Source organism: Pseudomonas sp. NY15463 (genome assembly GCF_048068415.1).
GTDB classification, from domain to species: Bacteria; Pseudomonadota; Gammaproteobacteria; order Pseudomonadales; family Pseudomonadaceae; genus Aquipseudomonas; species Aquipseudomonas mosselii_C.
The window spans coordinates 123,983-139,241 of sequence record NZ_JBLUQD010000004.1; the positions used below are offsets into that span (position 1 = coordinate 123,983).

Below are 15,259 nucleotides of genomic sequence, written 5' to 3' on the forward strand. Positions count from 1 at the left end.
CCATGCAAGCCGTTCAGCAAGAAATTGCCCAGGCGCTGAAGGTGCAGCCGCCGTTCGCCGATGCCGCCGCCCTGGAGGCCGAAGTCGCCCGGCGCGTGGCGTTCATCAAGGAATGCCTGGCCAATGCCCGGCTCAAGACCCTGGTGCTGGGCATCAGCGGCGGCGTCGACTCGCTGACTGCCGCCCTGCTCGCCCAGCGCGCCATCAACGAGCTGCGCGCCGAGACCGGCGACAAGGCCTACACCTTCATCGCCGTGCGCCTGCCGTACCACGTGCAGCAGGACGAGCACGACGCCCAGGCGTGCCTCGATGTGATCAAAGCCGATGAAGTGCATACCGTGGACATCGCCCCGGCGGTCAAGGGCCTGTCCGGCCAGGTACAGGCGCTCAAGGACGGCTCGCCGACCCTGGTGGACTTCGTGGTGGGTAACGTCAAGGCGCGTACGCGCATGGTCGCCCAGTACGCCATCGCCGGCGCCCGTGCGGGCCTGGTGATCGGCACCGACCACGCCGCCGAGGCGGTAATGGGCTTCTTCACCAAGTTCGGTGATGGCGCCTGCGACCTGGCGCCGCTGAGCGGCCTGGTGAAGAACCAGGTACGGGCGATCGCACGCAGCTTCGGCGCGCCGGAATCGCTGGTGGAAAAAGTGCCGACCGCAGACCTTGAAGACCTAGAACCGGGCAAGCCGGACGAAGCTTCCCACGGCGTGACCTACCAGCAGATCGACGCCTTCCTGCATGGCCTGCCGGTGGATCAGGCGGCATTCGACATCATCGTCGCCACCTACCGCAAGACCCAGCACAAGCGCGAGTTGCCATTCGCGCCGTAAAAAGCATCGCGGGCAAGCCCGATCCCACAGGTCCTGTGCAGACCCTGTGGGCGGGCTTGCCCGCGAATAGGCCCGAAAGGCCTACACAGCTGTCTTTACTTCACGACAACCTTGCCCTTCATCATCGAGATATGACCTGGGAAGGTGCAGAAGAAGCTGTAGTCGCCACCGGCTTCGAGCTTGGAGGTGTCGAAAGTCACCTCGGTTTCTTTCTCGGGTGCGCCGATCATTTTGGTGTGCGCGATGATCGCGGCGTTGTCAGCCTTCAGGTAATCCTTATCCAGACCTTGCGACATGCCTTCGGTGGCGATGGCCTGCATGTCGGCGGTCTTGCTGATCACCAGGTTGTGGCCCATCACGTTCTTCGGCAGGTTGCCGGAGTGGGTCAGCTTGACGGTGAACGCCTTGCAGCTCTTGTCGACGGTGAATTCCTTGCTGGTGTACGACATCTGGTCGGTGGAATCGACAGTCACGGAGCACTCGGCGGCAAACACGGAGGCACTGGCGAGGGTCAGCAGGGATACCGCTACGGCTTTCGCAAACATCATGAATCTCCTTGGCAGGGTTTTATCAATTGCGAGACTGCCTGAAACCACCCTACCCCTCCCTGATGTGGGTCAAGGGCTGTCAAGTGGCCAGTCAGTTGAATTGTTCAATGGATTGTATACAACCAATCAAAGAGCACATCATGCCCTCTTGATAGACGATGGGACAACCTTTGATTTAGGAGTTATCCCCATGTCCTTCTCAAGTTTCATGAACAGCCTACTCGCCGCCTACGCCCAGGGCGCCACTGGCGCGGCATGCGAATTTTCCCGCCCCGAGTGACAACAGCCTTGGAACCTTGGGCCTTGCGCCTTACCCTGTCAGCCCTGTGAAGGGAGACAAGCAATGCCTGTACGTTCCGTTTGTGTGTTCTGTGGCGCCAGCAGCGGCGCCAACCCCGCCTACCGCGAAGCGGCCATCGCCCTCGGCCAGACTATCGCCCGACGCGGCCTGACGCTGGTCTACGGTGGCGGCGCGGTCGGCCTGATGGGCATCGTCGCCGATGCCGCCATGGCGGCCGGTGGCGAGGTGGTCGGCATCATTCCACAAAGTCTGCTGGACGCCGAAGTTGGCCATAAGGGCCTGACCCGCCTGGAAGTGGTGGACGGCATGCACGCGCGTAAAGCACGCATGGCCGAACTCAGCGATGCCTTCATCGCCCTGCCGGGTGGCCTGGGTACGCTGGAGGAGCTGTTCGAGGTGTGGACCTGGGGCCAACTGGGCTATCACGCCAAGCCGCTGGGGCTGCTGGATGTGAACGGTTTCTATGAAAAGCTTGGCGGATTCCTCGATCACGTGGTCGAGGAAGGCTTCGTGCGCCCGCAGCACCGGGCGATGCTGCAACTGGCGCAACAGCCGGATGCGTTGCTGGACGGGATGGACCGCTTCATTGCGCCAGTGGCGCCGAAGTGGGTGGACAAAGCCCCAGATTGAGCCGGATAGACGACCTGAACACCTAACCTGTGGGAGCGGGCAAGCCCGCCCCCACAAGGCACTACGCAGCCTTCCGAATCAGCGCGGGATCACCGGCTGACGCGGCTTCTTGCCCTTGCCGCCGCCCTTGGCCGCCTCTTTACGTTCCTTGGCCGCCTGCTGGTTGCGGGCGAACGCTTCGGCCTTGGCCTTCTCGCGCTTGTCCCACGGCTTGCTGCCGTCGCTGGCGCGCGGTGGCAGTCCGGTGTGCTGGGTGAGGATCTTCTGATCCTTGCCCACCTTATGGCTGCCGGCCGGGGTGGAGTTCTTGCGCCGCGCGCTCTGGTAGCTGTCGGTCTGCGGCTGGTGCAACGGGATCAGTTGGTGCTTGCCCGGGCCGATCAAGTCGGCCCGGCCCATGCGCTGCAGCGCTTCACGCAGCATCGGCCAGCCTTTCGGATCGTGGTAGCGCAGAAATGCCTTGTGCAGGCGGCGCTGCTCCTCGCTCTTGACGATCTCCACCCCTTCGCTCTTGTAGGTGACCTTGCGCAGCGGGTTCTTGCCCGAGTGGTACATGGCCGTGGCCGAGGCCATTGGCGAAGGGTAGAACGCCTGCACCTGGTCGGCGCGGAAACCGTTGCCCTTGAGCCACAACGCGAGGTTCATCATATCCTCGTCGGTGGTGCCCGGATGCGCGGCGATGAAGTACGGAATCAGGTACTGCTCCTTGCCCGCTTCTTTCGAGAACTTCTCGAACATGCGCTTGAAGCGGTCGTAGGTGCCGATACCCGGCTTCATCATCTTGTCCAGCGGACCGCGCTCGGTGTGCTCCGGGGCGATCTTCAGGTAGCCACCGACGTGGTGGGTAACCAGCTCGCGCACGTACTCCGGCGATTCAACCGCCAGGTCGTAGCGCAGCCCCGAGGCGATCAGGATCTTCTTCACTCCAGGCAGGGCACGGGCCTTGCGGTACAGCTCGATCAGCGAGCTGTGGTCGGTGTTGAGGTTCTCGCAAATACCTGGGAACACGCACGACGGCTTGCGGCAGTGCTTCTCGATATCGTGGCTCTTGCACGCGATGCGGTACATGTTGGCGGTCGGGCCGCCCAGGTCGGAGACAACGCCGGTGAAACCCGGCACCTTGTCACGCATCTCTTCGATTTCGTGCAGGATCGACTCGTGGGAGCGGTTCTGGATGATCCGACCTTCGTGCTCGGTGATCGAGCAGAAGGTGCAACCACCAAAGCAGCCACGCATGATGTTCACCGAGAAGCGAATCATCTCGTAGGCCGGGATGCGCTCCTTGCCATACGCAGGGTGCGGAACACGCGCGTACGGCATGCCGAACACGTAGTCCATTTCCTCGGTGGTCATGGGGATGGGCGGCGGGTTGAACCACACGTCCACCTCACCGTGCTTCTGCACCAGCGCGCGGGCGTTGCCGGGGTTTGTCTCCAGGTGCAGCACGCGGTTGGCGTGCGCGTAGAGCACCGGGTCGTTGCGCACTTTCTCGAACGACGGCAGGCGAATCACCGATTTTTCGCGGGTGACGCTCGGGCTGTCGAGAATTTGCACGACCTTGGCTTCGTTCGGGTCTTCCTGCTCGCCCTTGGCCTGCTCGATGGCGCAGGCCTGGGTGTCCTGAGTGTTGACGTACGGGTTGATGATCTTGTCGACCCGGCCCGGACGGTCGATACGCGTGGAGTCGATCTCGAACCAGCCCTGCGGCGTGTCGCGGCGGATGAACGCGGTGCCGCGCACGTCGGTGATCTGCTCGATAGGCTCGCCCTGGGACAGGCGCTGGGCGACCTCGACAATGGCGCGCTCGGCGTTGCCGTACAGCAGGATGTCGGCGCTGGCATCCACCAGGATCGAGTGGCGGACCTTGTCCTGCCAGTAGTCGTAGTGGGCGATGCGGCGCAGCGAAGCCTCGATGCCGCCGAGCACGATCGGCACGTGCTTGTAGGCTTCCTTGCAGCGCTGGCTGTACACCAGGCTGGCGCGGTCCGGGCGCTTGCCGGCCAGCCCGCCTGGGGTGTAGGCATCATCGGAGCGAATTTTCTTGTCCGCGGTGTAGCGGTTGATCATCGAGTCCATGTTGCCCGCAGCCACACCGAAGAACAGGTTCGGCTCACCGAGCTTCATGAAGTCGTCTTTGGACTGCCAGTTCGGCTGCGCGATGATCCCCACGCGAAAACCCTGGGCTTCGAGCAGGCGGCCGATGATCGCCATGCCGAACGAGGCATGGTCAACGTAGGCGTCGCCGGTCACGATGATGATGTCGCAGGAATCCCAGCCGAGCTGATCCATCTCCTCCCTGCTCATCGGCAGGAAAGGCGCTGGCCCGAAGCATTCGGCCCAGTACTTGGGATAGTCGTAGAGTGGTTTGGCTGCTTGCATGTCAGTGACCGGTTCTGGTGTGCAGGGAAATCGCGGGCGCGGAGAATAGCACAAATTTTGACCAAATCCGACTACAGCGGTCGGTTGATCTGCTCCTCAAGGGCCTTTCTTTTTTACCGGCGCTCTCAAAACCCAGTGGGTCTACGCAATAGACCCGGGCTTATTCATCGTCATCGAAGTTATACATCCCCGGCGCCAGGTTCTCGAACCGGGTGTATTTGCCGATGAACGCCAGGCGGATGAAGCCGATGGGGCCGTTACGCTGTTTACCGATGATGATTTCAGCAACGCCCTTGTGCTCGGTTTCAGGGTGATACACCTCGTCGCGGTAGACGAACATGATCACGTCGGCGTCCTGCTCGATTGCACCGGATTCACGCAAGTCGGAGTTGACCGGGCGCTTGTTCGGGCGTTGCTCCAGGGAGCGGTTGAGCTGGGACAGGGCGATCACTGGGCAGTTGAATTCCTTGGCCAGGGCTTTCAACGAGCGGGAGATCTCGGAAATTTCGTTAGTACGGTTGTCGCCCGCCGAACCCGGGATCTGCATCAGCTGCAAGTAATCGACCATGATCAAGGCGATCTCGCCATGTTCACGGGCCAGGCGACGGGTGCGTGCGCGCATCTCCGACGGACTGATGCCTGCGGTATCGTCGATGAACAACTTGCGGTCGTTGAGCAGGTTCACCGCCGAGGTCAGGCGCGGCCAGTCATCGTCGTCCAGCTGGCCGGAACGCACTTTGGTCTGGTCGATGCGGCCGAGGGACGAAAGCATACGCATGACCAGCGATTCGCCGGGCATCTCGAGGGAGAACACCAGCACCACCTTGTCGCTGCGCAAGACGGCGTTCTCGACCAGGTTCATGGCGAAGGTGGTTTTACCCATCGACGGACGACCAGCAACGATGACCAGGTCGGCCGGTTGCAGGCCGCTGGTCTTCTCGTCCAGATCGGTGAAGCCGGTGGACACGCCGGTGATGTCACTGTCGGAGTTGAACAGCGTATCGATTCGGTCGATGGCCATGGTCAACAGTTCGTTCACGCCCACTGGACCACCGGTCTTCGGACGCGCCTCGGCGATCTGGAAGATCTGCCGCTCGGCATCGTCGAGGATCTCTTCGGCGTTGCGCCCTTGCGGGTTGAAGGCGTTATCGGCGATGTCGGTACTGATGCTGATCAATTGGCGCAGCGTGGCCCGCTCGCGGATGATCGCGGCGTAGGCCTTGATGTTGGCCACCGACGGGGTGTTCTTGGCCAACTCAGCCAGGTACGCCAGGCCGCCGACCTGCGTCGAGAGACCTTCTTTTTCCAGTTGCTCGTGCAGCGTGACCACGTCGAACGGCTGGTTCTGGTCAGCCAGCTTATGGATGGCGCGGAAGATCAAGCGGTGGTCATGGCGGTAGAAGTCACCGTCCGACACTTGGTCGAGCACTCGCTCCCAGGCACTGTTTTCCAGCAGCAGGCCACCGAGTACGGCCTGTTCGGCCTCGATGGAATGCGGCGGCACCTTCAAGGCTGCGGTTTGCAGGTCGAGCTGGTCGGGGGAAGTGATCTCGTTCATGGCCACACAAGAATTCGGGTAGATGAAAAAGACAAAGGGCACGGCCTGTAAAAAACAGGACCGTGCCCGATGTTAACCGCCTGACCCACGAGGGGCCAGCCGATTACAGCCGCTTAGGCAGCTACGACGACCACGCGTACGGTGGCTTCAACGTCGCTGTGCAGGTGCACGGCTACGTCGTATTCGCCAACCTGACGGATGGTGCCGTTCGGCAGACGAACTTCAGCCTTGGCCACTTCAACGCCGGAGGCGGTCAGGGCGTCAGCGATGTCGTGGGTGCCGATCGAACCGAACAGCTTGCCTTCGTCGCCAGCGGTGGCAGTGATGGTCACTTCCAGCTCGGCCAGTTGGGCAGCGCGGCTTTCAGCCGAAGCTTTCTTGTCTGCTGCGGCTTTTTCCAGCTCTGCGCGGCGCTCTTCGAACGCGGCCAGGTTGGCGGCGTTGGCAACGGTGGCCTTGCCGAATGGCAGCAGGTAGTTACGGCCGTAACCAGCCTTAACGTTTACTTTGTCGCCCAGGTTGCCCAGGTTGGCGACTTTTTCCAGCAGGATCAGTTCCATTTGGTAAAACCTCTTAACTTTTAACCTTCACCGTTCGCGGAGTCGTCACCCTGCGAAGGGGACGTGCGACCGCGAAAATCAATCAGGCTGTCGACAATGGCCAGAACCACGAGCAACGGATAGATCAACTGCATCAGCAGCAGCAACGTCACGTACAGCCCCACCAGCCAGAAACCAGCCAGTCGCCGTTGTGCCACCAGCCCATGAACCAGGGCGATGGCTGCCAGCAGCAGTACCAGGCTGGACGCCGATGACAGCACGATGAACTGCGGCCCGAGAATCGGCCCGAGTACCATCAGCGCCACCAGTACCAGCATTGGCACCGGCGGTAGCCTCAGTTCGCGAAACTCGCGACCGAAACCACCGGGGTTGTACAACGCCGCTTGCCAATAGCGCGCCAGCATCAAAGCCACCACGCTTAACAACTGCAGCATTACTGCACTGGTAGCGACCAGCAACGGGCCGATCAACTCGCCAGGCAGTACCGGCTTGCCTTCGAACTGCGGCAGGGCTTTTTCAAGCGCCGTGGCCAGCACCGCGAAGGTATCGCGCAATACCACGTCCAGTATCAGGCTGAACACCAGGCCCAACACGATGCTGGACAACAGCACCCGGTTCCAGGAATGCCCGGCACGCAACACAGCGGCCAGCCCCAGCGTGCCCAGCAGCACCAGCAAGGTGCTCGGTTCGCCGAAGAACCACATGGCCAGCGCCGGCAAAAGGCCCCAGGCGATGACCGATGAAGCGTCCTTGAAACCACGCCGCAGGAACACCAGGCTCCCGGCGGCGGCACTCAACCAGAACAGCAGCGGCAGTACCGCACTGATGACCACCACGAGGGTGGCCTGCACACGACCGCGCATGATGAAACTTGCTAACGCTCGCATGCCTATCCCTTGCTACTTATGTCGACGACCCGGTCTCAGCGGCCGTGGCTGTCGGTGTAGGGCAGCAGGGCCAGGAAGCGGGCGCGCTTGATAGCGGTAGCCAGCTGACGCTGATAACGAGCTTTGGTACCGGTGATGCGGCTTGGAACGATCTTGCCGGTTTCGGATACGTAAGCTTTCAGGGTGTTGAGATCTTTGAAGTCGATCTCTTTCACGTCTTCAGCAGTGAAGCGGCAGAATTTACGACGACGGAAGAAACGTGCCATGTGATTGGCTCCTCAAAAAGTCCGTGGATTACTCGTCAGCGTTGTCGCTGTTGTCGCTGTCATTGCTGTCGTCGCCTTCGGCGCCATCAGCATTGTCAGGACGTTCACGACGCTCACGGCGCTCGCTGCGGTTCTCTTCGGCCTTGAGCATCTCGGACGGGCCAGTGACGGCTTCGTCGCGACGGATGACCAGGTTACGGATCACGGCATCGTTGTAGCGGAAGTTGTCTTCCAGCTCGGCCAGGGCCTTGCCGGTGCACTCAACGTTCAGCATCACGTAGTGAGCCTTGTGAACATTGTTGATTGCGTAGGCCAGTTGACGACGGCCCCAGTCTTCCAGGCGGTGGATCTTGCCACCATCTTCTTCGATCAGCTTGGTGTAACGCTCAACCATGCCGCCGACTTGCTCGCTCTGGTCCGGGTGAACCAGGAAGATGATTTCGTAATGACGCATGAATGCTCCTTACGGGTTAGTAGTCTGCCAGCTACCTGGTCAGACAAGGAGTGAATGACACTTGTATGTCTTGCCCTGAGGGGAGACGCATGCGCGCCTGCCAGCTCGGCAAGGGGCGCAATTGTAGAGAAGGCCGGGGGGACAAGCAAGGAGGCTGAAGCTTCAAGTTACAAGCGGCAAGCTGCAAGTTGAATGCAGTTGCCGCTCGGTTCTACCTTTTGCCACTCAAGACCGAACGCCGCGCTGCCTCACAGCTTCGAACAAGCACACCCCGGTGGCCACCGAGACGTTCAGGCTGCTGACGCTGCCCGCCATCGGCAGTTTCACCAGGAAGTCGCAGTGCTCACGGGTCAGGCGACGCATGCCCTTGCCTTCGGCCCCCATGATCATCACCAACGGCCCCGTCAGGTCCTGCTGGTAGATTTCCTGCTCGGCCTCGCCGGCAGTGCCGACCACCCACAACCCGCGCTGCTGGAGCTTTTCCAGGGTCCGCGAAAGGTTGGTGACGGCCACCAGCGGGATCACCTCGGCAGCGCCGCACGCCACCTTGCGCACCACGCCGGTGAGCGTGGCCGACTTGTCCTTCGGAATCACCACAGCCGTGGCGCCAGCCGCATCGGCGGTGCGCAGGCACGCGCCGAGGTTGTGCGGGTCGGTGACACCGTCCAGCACCAGGATCAGCGGCGGCGTCTCGGTGCGTTCGAGCAGTTCGTCGAGCATCGCCTCGCCCCACACCTGGCTCGGGCTTACCTCGGCGACCACGCCTTGGTGCACGCCCTCGACCCAGGCATCGAGTTCACGACGCTCGGCTTGACCGACCTGCACGCGATTCTGCGCAGCCAGTTCGAGCAACGCCTGGATGCGCGGTTCACTGCGCCCTTCCGACAACCAGATCTGCTTGACCCGTTTGGGGTGGTGCTGCAGCAGTGCCTGTACCGCGTGCACGCCGTAGATCTTTTCCAGCTGACTCATGACTTGTTCTTGCCTTTACGTGGCGCGCCGGACTTCGACGGCCCCTTGCGGTGCTTGGTTGGTTTACCAGACGGCTTGCTACCTTTCTCCGACTTGCTGCCGGCATGACCGCCGCTGCGCGCCTCGGTCATCAGCGCCTTCTTCATTTCGCGGCTCTTGCGCACCTCGGCATTGCGCTGCACGGCATCCTTGGGGAAGTACGCATCGGCGGTTTCACCCTTGCGGCTACGCGGCTTGGGCGAAATTTTCGCTTCTGTGGCAGGCGCCTGGGCAGCGGCGCCCGCAGGTGCAGGCTCACCAGCAGCGGCACGCGGCTTACGGCCCACAGGCGCATTGACGGTGGCTTCGGACATTTCGAAATCGATCTTGCGCTGTTCGAGATCAACGCGCATGACCTTGACCTCCACCGTGTCGCCCAGGCGGAAGCTGCGCCCGCTGCGCTCGCCGGACAGGCGGTGGTGCACCGGATCGAAGTGGTAGTAGTCGCCCGGCAAGGCACTGACGTGGACCAGGCCTTCGACATAGATGTCGGTCAGCTCGATGAACAGGCCAAAGCCGGTCACCGCAGTGATCACCCCAGGGAAGGTTTCGCCCACGCGATCACGCATGTACTCGCACTTGAGCCAGTTGACCACGTCGCGGGTGGCCTCGTCGGCACGCCTTTCGGTCATCGAGCACTGCTCGCCCATTTGCTCCAGGGCGTTCTCGTCGTACGGGTAGATGCGCGCCTTAGGAATGCTCATGGCGCCGGCACGTTTGACGTGCGTGGTATCGACCTTCGAGCGGATCACGCTGCGAATGGCACGGTGCACCAGCAGGTCCGGGTAGCGGCGGATCGGCGAGGTGAAATGGGTGTAAGCCTCGTAGTTCAGGCCGAAGTGGCCGTTGTTCTCGACGCTGTACACCGCCTGGCTCAGCGAGCGCAGCATGACGGTCTGGATCAGGTGGAAGTCCGGGCGCCCGGCGATGCTCGCCAGCAGCGCCTGGTAATCTTTCGGCGACGGGTCTTTGCCCTTGTGCAGGGTCAGTCCCAATTCGCCGAGGAAGGCACGCAGTTTTTCCAGACGTTCCGGCGGCGGGCCATCGTGCACGCGGTACAGCGACGGTACATTGTGCTTTTGCAGGAACTCGGCGGTGGCGACGTTGGCCGCGAGCATGCACTCTTCGATCAGCTTGTGGGCGTCGTTGCGTACAGTCGGGCGAATTTCGTCGATCTTGCGGTCTTCACCGAAGATGATCCGGGTTTCCTGGGTTTCGAAATCGATCGCGCCACGGGTATGACGGGCCGCCACCAGCGCCTTATACAGCGCGTAGAGGTGCTTGAGATCCGGCAGTACCTCGCTGTACTCCTCGCGCAGGGCCTTGCCCTCGCGGGTGCGGGCGTGTTCGAGCATGCTGCTGACTTTGTTGTAGGTCAGGCGCGCATGGGAGTGGATGACCCCTTCATAGAACTGGTAGTCGACCATCTGGCCAGCCTTGTTGATGGTCATTTCGCAGACCATGGCCAGGCGATCGACGTGCGGGTTCAGCGAGCACAGTCCGTTGGACAGCTCCTCCGGGAGCATCGGCACGACGCGCTCGGGGAAGTACACGGAGTTGCCGCGCTGCTGCGCCTCGACATCCAGTGCCGAGCCCAGGCGAACATAGCTGGACACGTCGGCGATGGCGACGTACAGGCGCCAGCCACCGGAGAACAGGCGCAGCTTGCCCAGCGGCTCGCAATAGACGGCGTCGTCGAAGTCGCGGGCGTCCTCGCCGTCGATGGTGACGAACGGCAGGTGGCGCAGGTCGATGCGCTTCTCCTTGTCCTTCTCCTCGACTTCCGAGCGGAACTTGCGCGCCTCCTTGATCACGTCCTTGGGCCAGACGTGCGGGATGTCGTAGCTGCGCAGGGCGATATCGATTTCCATGCCTGGCGCCATGTAGTTGCCGATCACCTCGACCACGTCACCTTGCGGCTGGAAGCGCGGGGTGGGCCAGTGGGTGATCTTGATCGAGACGAACTGGCCGATCTTGGCACCGCCGTTGCGCCCGGCCGTCACCAGCACTTCTTGCTGGATCTTCGGGTTGTCCGGGGTCACGTAGCCGATGCCGCCCTCTTCGAAGTAGCGGCCGACCACGCTTTCGTGAGCACGGGAGATGATCTCGACCAGCACGCCTTCGCGCCGGCCTCGACGATCGACGCCGGACACCCGGGCCAGGCCGCGATCGCCGTCGAACACCAGGCGCATCTGCGCAGGGCTGAGGAACAGGTCTTCGCTGCCATCGTCAGGAATCAGGAAGCCGAAACCGTCGCGGTGGCCGGAGACGCGGCCGCAGATCAGGTCGAGCTTGTCTACCGGGGCATAGGTGCCGCGCCGGGTATAGATAAGCTGGCCATCACGCTCCATCGCGCGCAAGCGGCGGCGCAGGGCTTCGATCTGGTCTTCTTCGTGAAGACCGAATTCGGCAGCCAGCTCTTCACGGGCAGCCGGTTCGCCACGGTCGGCGAGACGCTGCAGGATCAGCTCACGGCTGGGGATAGGATTTTCGTATTTTTCCGCTTCGCGAGCGGCCTCGGGATCGAGGGATTGCCAATCGGCCATCAGAAGGGGTTCACCTTGGGGTATATAGATAGGAATTCTGGCATAGGCGTATTGAAACCGGAAATGTCAGCCTTGGACAGCCCCGTAAAGGACTCCTGTGATACGCAACAGGCCAGCGGAATCAACAAGTTGAATTTTTTGAAATTTTTTTCGTCCGGGGGCTTTACAGCCTCCAGGGGCGTCCGTATAGTGCGCACCACAACGACGGACAACCCCGAAGTTGTAGTAGAGATGAACGGCGCTGTAAAGCCTCTTGTAGTCTCGAATGTGTGCCCAGGTGGCGGAATTGGTAGACGCGCTGGTTTCAGGTATCAGTGACTTAACGGTCGTGGAAGTTCGAGTCTTCTCCTGGGCACCAAGATTTTACAAGTAATAGATGACCAAGGATCTGTTACTACTGTGTGAAAGATGACGATGTCGCTTTCAGCAGACGTTGCAAAGCTTTGCCCAGGTGGCGGAATTGGTAGACGCGCTGGTTTCAGGTATCAGTGACTTAACGGTCGTGGAAGTTCGAGTCTTCTCCTGGGCACCATACAAAAACCCACTAGCTTGCTAGTGGGTTTTTTCTTGCCTGCGATTTTTACGCAGCCCTGCTCGCCCCTCCATGAATTTCCCGTTACCCGGCCACTTGAGAAACGATTTCGTTTACCATTGTTTCCAAATATGTAGCCGTAAGCGAGGAAGTACCCGCATGACGATCCGCCCGCAACCGCTGATGCGCACCCTGGCCGCCGCTGTTCTGAGCCTGGTGATCGGCGCTCCGGCCGCCCTGGCAGACGAGCCGGTCACACTGACCATGTACAACGGTCAGCACAAGGAAATCGGCGACGCCATTGCCAAGGCCTACGAGGCCAAGACCGGTATCCACATCAACATCCGCAAGGGCAGCAGCAACCAGCTGGCCAGCCAGATCATCGAGGAAGGCGACCGCTCGCCCGCCGACATCATCTACACCGAAGAGTCCCCACCCCTGAACAACCTGGGTGAGCTGGGCCTGCTGGCGAAGATCGATGACGCCACCGTGAACATGATGCCCAAGGAGTACGTAGGCGCCAACGGCACCTGGATGGGCATCACCGCTCGCACCCGCATCGTGGTCTTCAACCCGAAGAAGGTCGACGAGAAAGACTTGCCGACCACGGTGATGGACTTCGCCAGCCCCGAGTGGGAAGGCCGCGTCGGCTACGTGCCCACCAGCGGCGCCTTCCAGGAGCAAGCCGTGGCTATCCTGAAAATGCACGGGCGCGAAGCCACCGAGGAATGGCTGACGGGCCTCAAGGCCTTCGGCAAGACGTACACCAACAACATGGTTGCCCTGAAGGCCGTGGAAAAAGGCGAAGTGGCAGCGGTTCTGGTGAACAACTATTACTGGTACGCCCTGGAGCGCGAGCGCGGCAAGCTGGACTCCAAGCTCTATTACCTGGCCGACGGTGATGCCGGCAACCTGGTGACCATCTCGGGCGCCGCAGTGGTCAAGGCCAGCAAGCACCCCAAGGAGGCCCAGGCCCTGCTCAACTGGATGGCCAGCGAAGAAGGCCAGCGCGTGATCACCCAGACCACCGCCGAGTACCCGCTGCACAAAGGCATGGTCTCCGACCGTGGCCTGAAGCCTTTCGAAGACCTGCGCCCGCCAAAGATCTCGCCAGCCGACCTGGGCAACGCCGAGGAAGCCATCGAGCTTGAACGCGAGGTTGGCCTGCTCTGATGACCGCCGCCCTGTCCACAGCGGTGCGAGCACCTTACGTGCCACGCCGCAAGCGCCCGTCGATCTGGGTGGTGCTGCCCGTGCTGTTCCTGGTGGCAATGAGTGTGCTGCCCTTGCTGTACGTCGCCATGAAAGCCTGGGAAGCCGGCTGGCGCGAAGCCCTGCACCTGCTGTGGCGGCCGTTCGTCTGGGGCTTGATGCGCAATACCCTGATGCTGATGGTCGGGGTGACGCTGGTGTGCATGGTGGTGGGCATGGCCCTGGCATGGCTATTGGAGCGCAGTGACTTGCCCGGCCGCCGGCTATGGGGCGTAGTATTGTGCCTCCCGTTCGCCGTACCATCGTTCGTCAGCAGTTTCACCTGGGTATCGCTGAGCGCCGACTTCGAAGGTCTCGGCGGGGCGATCCTGGTGATGGCGCTGTCCAAGTACCCACTGGTGTTCCTGCCAGTGGCAGCCACCCTGCGCAACCTCGACACCTCTTTGGAGGAGTCGGCGCGCACCCTGGGGTGCAGCCGCTGGGGCGTGTTCTTCAAGGTCACCCTGCCACTGCTGTGGCCCTCGATGCTCGGCGGTGCGCTGCTGATTGCCCTGCACATGCTGGTGGAGTTCGGCGCGCTGTCAATCCTCGGCCTGCAAACCTTCACCACGGCGATCTACCAGCAGTTCGAGCTGGAGTTCAGCAACGCCAACGCCGCCATGCTGTCGGCGGTGCTCTTGGTGATGTGCCTGGCGATGCTGTGGTTGGAGCTGCGCGTACGCGGCAAGGCCCGCCATGTGCGCATCGGTCAGGGCGTGGCGCGCCGCGCGCAGCCGGTGCGCCTGCGCGGCTGGATGCCGCTGGCGCAGCTGTTCTGCCTGGGGCTGACGGTGCTCGGTAGCGGCATTCCACTGGCCATGCTCGGCTACTGGCTGAGCGTGGGCTCATCGGCCGCGTTCCCAGTGGCGGCGATCGGAAAGGCGCTGCTGACTTCGTTGTCGGTGTCGCTGGGCGGGGCCGGCTTCTGCGTGCTGCTGGCCTTGCCAATCAGCTTCCTGGTGGTGCGCTACAAAGGCCGCCTGGCGCTGTGGGCCGAACGCCTGCCGTACCTGCTACACGCCCTGCCGGGCCTGGTGATCGCGCTGACGCTGGTGTTCTTCGCACTGCATTACGTGCCAGCGCTGTACCAGACCACCGCCCTGCTGATCCTGGCCTATGCGCTGCTGTTCCTGCCACTGGCCCAGTCACCGGTGCGCACGGCGCTGAACAAGGCCTCACCAACCCTGGAAGAAGCCGCTCGCACGCTGGGTGCGAGCAGTTTCGCAGCGTTTTGTCGGGTGACCTTGCCGATCATCTTCCCGGCCATGGCCGCGGCCTTCGCCCTGGTGTTCCTGGATGCCATGAAGGAGCTGACCGCGACCCTGCTGCTGAGCCCAACCGGGATGACCACTCTGGCCACCGAAGTATGGGCGCACACCGCCAACGTCGAGTTCGCCGCAGCGGCGCCTTATGCCGCGCTGTTGATCCTGGTATCGGGCTTGCCGGTGTATCTGCTGACCACGCGGATGTACCTGAACAAGGCGTAACCCCTGTTGCAGGGCACGT

13 protein-coding genes and 2 tRNA genes are annotated in these 15,259 nt (G+C 62.0%); 6 read left to right on the forward strand and 9 right to left on the reverse strand.

The features are described from left to right. The first annotated feature begins 2 nt into the window (after positions 1–2). Entirely contained in the window at positions 3–830 is an 828-nt protein-coding gene (gene nadE, locus ACNFIC_RS11350; RefSeq protein ID WP_138219134.1) for an ammonia-dependent NAD(+) synthetase, read from the forward strand. A 95-nt stretch (positions 831–925) separates the two neighbouring features. Here nadE and azu read toward each other — a convergent pair whose 3' ends face one another. Further along, entirely contained in the window at positions 926–1,375 is a 450-nt protein-coding gene (azu, locus tag ACNFIC_RS11355) for an azurin (RefSeq protein ID WP_138219411.1), read from the reverse strand. A gap of 346 nt (positions 1,376–1,721) precedes the next feature. Here azu and ACNFIC_RS11360 point away from each other — a divergent pair, with 346 nt between their 5' ends. After that, complete coding sequence (locus tag ACNFIC_RS11360; protein ID WP_138219135.1) at positions 1,722–2,309, forward strand: TIGR00730 family Rossman fold protein; 588 nt, start codon at positions 1,722–1,724, stop codon at positions 2,307–2,309. A 78-nt stretch (positions 2,310–2,387) separates the two neighbouring features. Here ACNFIC_RS11360 and ACNFIC_RS11365 read toward each other — a convergent pair whose 3' ends face one another. The 8 genes from ACNFIC_RS11365 to rnr all read right to left on the reverse strand — a co-directional run bounded on the left by ACNFIC_RS11365 (position 2,388) and on the right by rnr (position 11,970). Further along, entirely contained in the window at positions 2,388–4,688 is a 2,301-nt protein-coding gene (locus ACNFIC_RS11365) for a YgiQ family radical SAM protein (protein WP_138219136.1), read from the reverse strand. A 160-nt stretch (positions 4,689–4,848) separates the two neighbouring features. Then, the gene (dnaB, locus tag ACNFIC_RS11370) at positions 4,849–6,246 is read right to left on the reverse strand and encodes a replicative DNA helicase (protein ID WP_138219137.1); all 1,398 of its coding nucleotides are present in this window, start codon (positions 6,244–6,246) and stop codon (positions 4,849–4,851) included. Positions 6,247–6,359: 113 nt separating this feature from the next. After that, positions 6,360–6,806 (reverse strand): 50S ribosomal protein L9, encoded by a 447-nt coding sequence (rplI, locus tag ACNFIC_RS11375; protein WP_134690280.1) that lies wholly within the window; start codon positions 6,804–6,806, stop codon positions 6,360–6,362. Positions 6,807–6,826: 20 nt separating this feature from the next. Then, entirely contained in the window at positions 6,827–7,693 is an 867-nt protein-coding gene (locus ACNFIC_RS11380; protein ID WP_138219138.1) for a hypothetical protein, read from the reverse strand. Positions 7,694–7,728: 35 nt separating this feature from the next. Continuing rightward, positions 7,729–7,959 (reverse strand): 30S ribosomal protein S18, encoded by a 231-nt coding sequence (gene rpsR / locus ACNFIC_RS11385; protein ID WP_003249563.1) that lies wholly within the window; start codon positions 7,957–7,959, stop codon positions 7,729–7,731. Between the two features lie 28 nt (positions 7,960–7,987). Beyond that, positions 7,988–8,413: a 30S ribosomal protein S6 gene (rpsF, locus tag ACNFIC_RS11390; RefSeq protein ID WP_138219139.1), complete on the reverse strand. Its 426-nt coding sequence runs from the start codon at positions 8,411–8,413 to the stop codon at positions 7,988–7,990. Positions 8,414–8,638: 225 nt separating this feature from the next. Beyond that, positions 8,639–9,385: a 23S rRNA (guanosine(2251)-2'-O)-methyltransferase RlmB gene (gene rlmB / locus ACNFIC_RS11395; protein ID WP_138219140.1), complete on the reverse strand. Its 747-nt coding sequence runs from the start codon at positions 9,383–9,385 to the stop codon at positions 8,639–8,641. After that, positions 9,382–11,970 (reverse strand): ribonuclease R, encoded by a 2,589-nt coding sequence (rnr, locus tag ACNFIC_RS11400; protein WP_416781025.1) that lies wholly within the window; start codon positions 11,968–11,970, stop codon positions 9,382–9,384. Before rnr ends, rlmB begins: the two co-directional genes overlap by 4 nt. A gap of 271 nt (positions 11,971–12,241) precedes the next feature. Between rnr and ACNFIC_RS11405 the strand changes: the two genes are divergently transcribed. From ACNFIC_RS11405 to ACNFIC_RS11420, 4 genes are all read left to right on the forward strand, one after another. Beyond that, positions 12,242–12,328: transfer RNA gene (locus ACNFIC_RS11405), tRNA-Leu, on the forward strand. Positions 12,329–12,415: 87 nt separating this feature from the next. After that, positions 12,416–12,502: transfer RNA gene (locus ACNFIC_RS11410), tRNA-Leu, on the forward strand. Positions 12,503–12,661: 159 nt separating this feature from the next. After that, complete coding sequence (locus ACNFIC_RS11415) at positions 12,662–13,675, forward strand: extracellular solute-binding protein (RefSeq protein ID WP_138219142.1); 1,014 nt, start codon at positions 12,662–12,664, stop codon at positions 13,673–13,675. Next, positions 13,675–15,240 (forward strand): ABC transporter permease, encoded by a 1,566-nt coding sequence (locus tag ACNFIC_RS11420; RefSeq protein WP_416781026.1) that lies wholly within the window; start codon positions 13,675–13,677, stop codon positions 15,238–15,240. The genes ACNFIC_RS11415 and ACNFIC_RS11420 overlap by 1 nt, the downstream gene beginning before the upstream one ends. Positions 15,241–15,259 lie beyond the last annotated feature (19 nt).

Bases quoted from the DNA above. Each gene is read 5' to 3' on its own strand.
- nadE (WP_138219134.1), top strand. From the start codon at position 3: ATGCAAGCCGTTCAGCAAGAAATTGCCCAGGCGCTGAAGGTGCAGCCG.
- azu (WP_138219411.1), bottom strand. From the start codon at position 1,375: ATGTTTGCGAAAGCCGTAGCGGTATCCCTGCTGACCCTCGCCAGTGCC.
- ACNFIC_RS11360 (WP_138219135.1), top strand. From the start codon at position 1,722: ATGCCTGTACGTTCCGTTTGTGTGTTCTGTGGCGCCAGCAGCGGCGCC.
- ACNFIC_RS11365 (WP_138219136.1), bottom strand. From the start codon at position 4,688: ATGCAAGCAGCCAAACCACTCTACGACTATCCCAAGTACTGGGCCGAA.
- dnaB (WP_138219137.1), bottom strand. From the start codon at position 6,246: ATGAACGAGATCACTTCCCCCGACCAGCTCGACCTGCAAACCGCAGCC.
- rplI (WP_134690280.1), bottom strand. From the start codon at position 6,806: ATGGAACTGATCCTGCTGGAAAAAGTCGCCAACCTGGGCAACCTGGGC.
- ACNFIC_RS11380 (WP_138219138.1), bottom strand. From the start codon at position 7,693: ATGCGAGCGTTAGCAAGTTTCATCATGCGCGGTCGTGTGCAGGCCACC.
- rpsR (WP_003249563.1), bottom strand. From the start codon at position 7,959: ATGGCACGTTTCTTCCGTCGTCGTAAATTCTGCCGCTTCACTGCTGAA.
- rpsF (WP_138219139.1), bottom strand. From the start codon at position 8,413: ATGCGTCATTACGAAATCATCTTCCTGGTTCACCCGGACCAGAGCGAG.
- rlmB (WP_138219140.1), bottom strand. From the start codon at position 9,385: ATGAGTCAGCTGGAAAAGATCTACGGCGTGCACGCGGTACAGGCACTG.
- rnr (WP_416781025.1), bottom strand. From the start codon at position 11,970: ATGGCCGATTGGCAATCCCTCGATCCCGAGGCCGCTCGCGAAGCGGAA.
- ACNFIC_RS11415 (WP_138219142.1), top strand. From the start codon at position 12,662: ATGACGATCCGCCCGCAACCGCTGATGCGCACCCTGGCCGCCGCTGTT.
- ACNFIC_RS11420 (WP_416781026.1), top strand. From the start codon at position 13,675: ATGACCGCCGCCCTGTCCACAGCGGTGCGAGCACCTTACGTGCCACGC.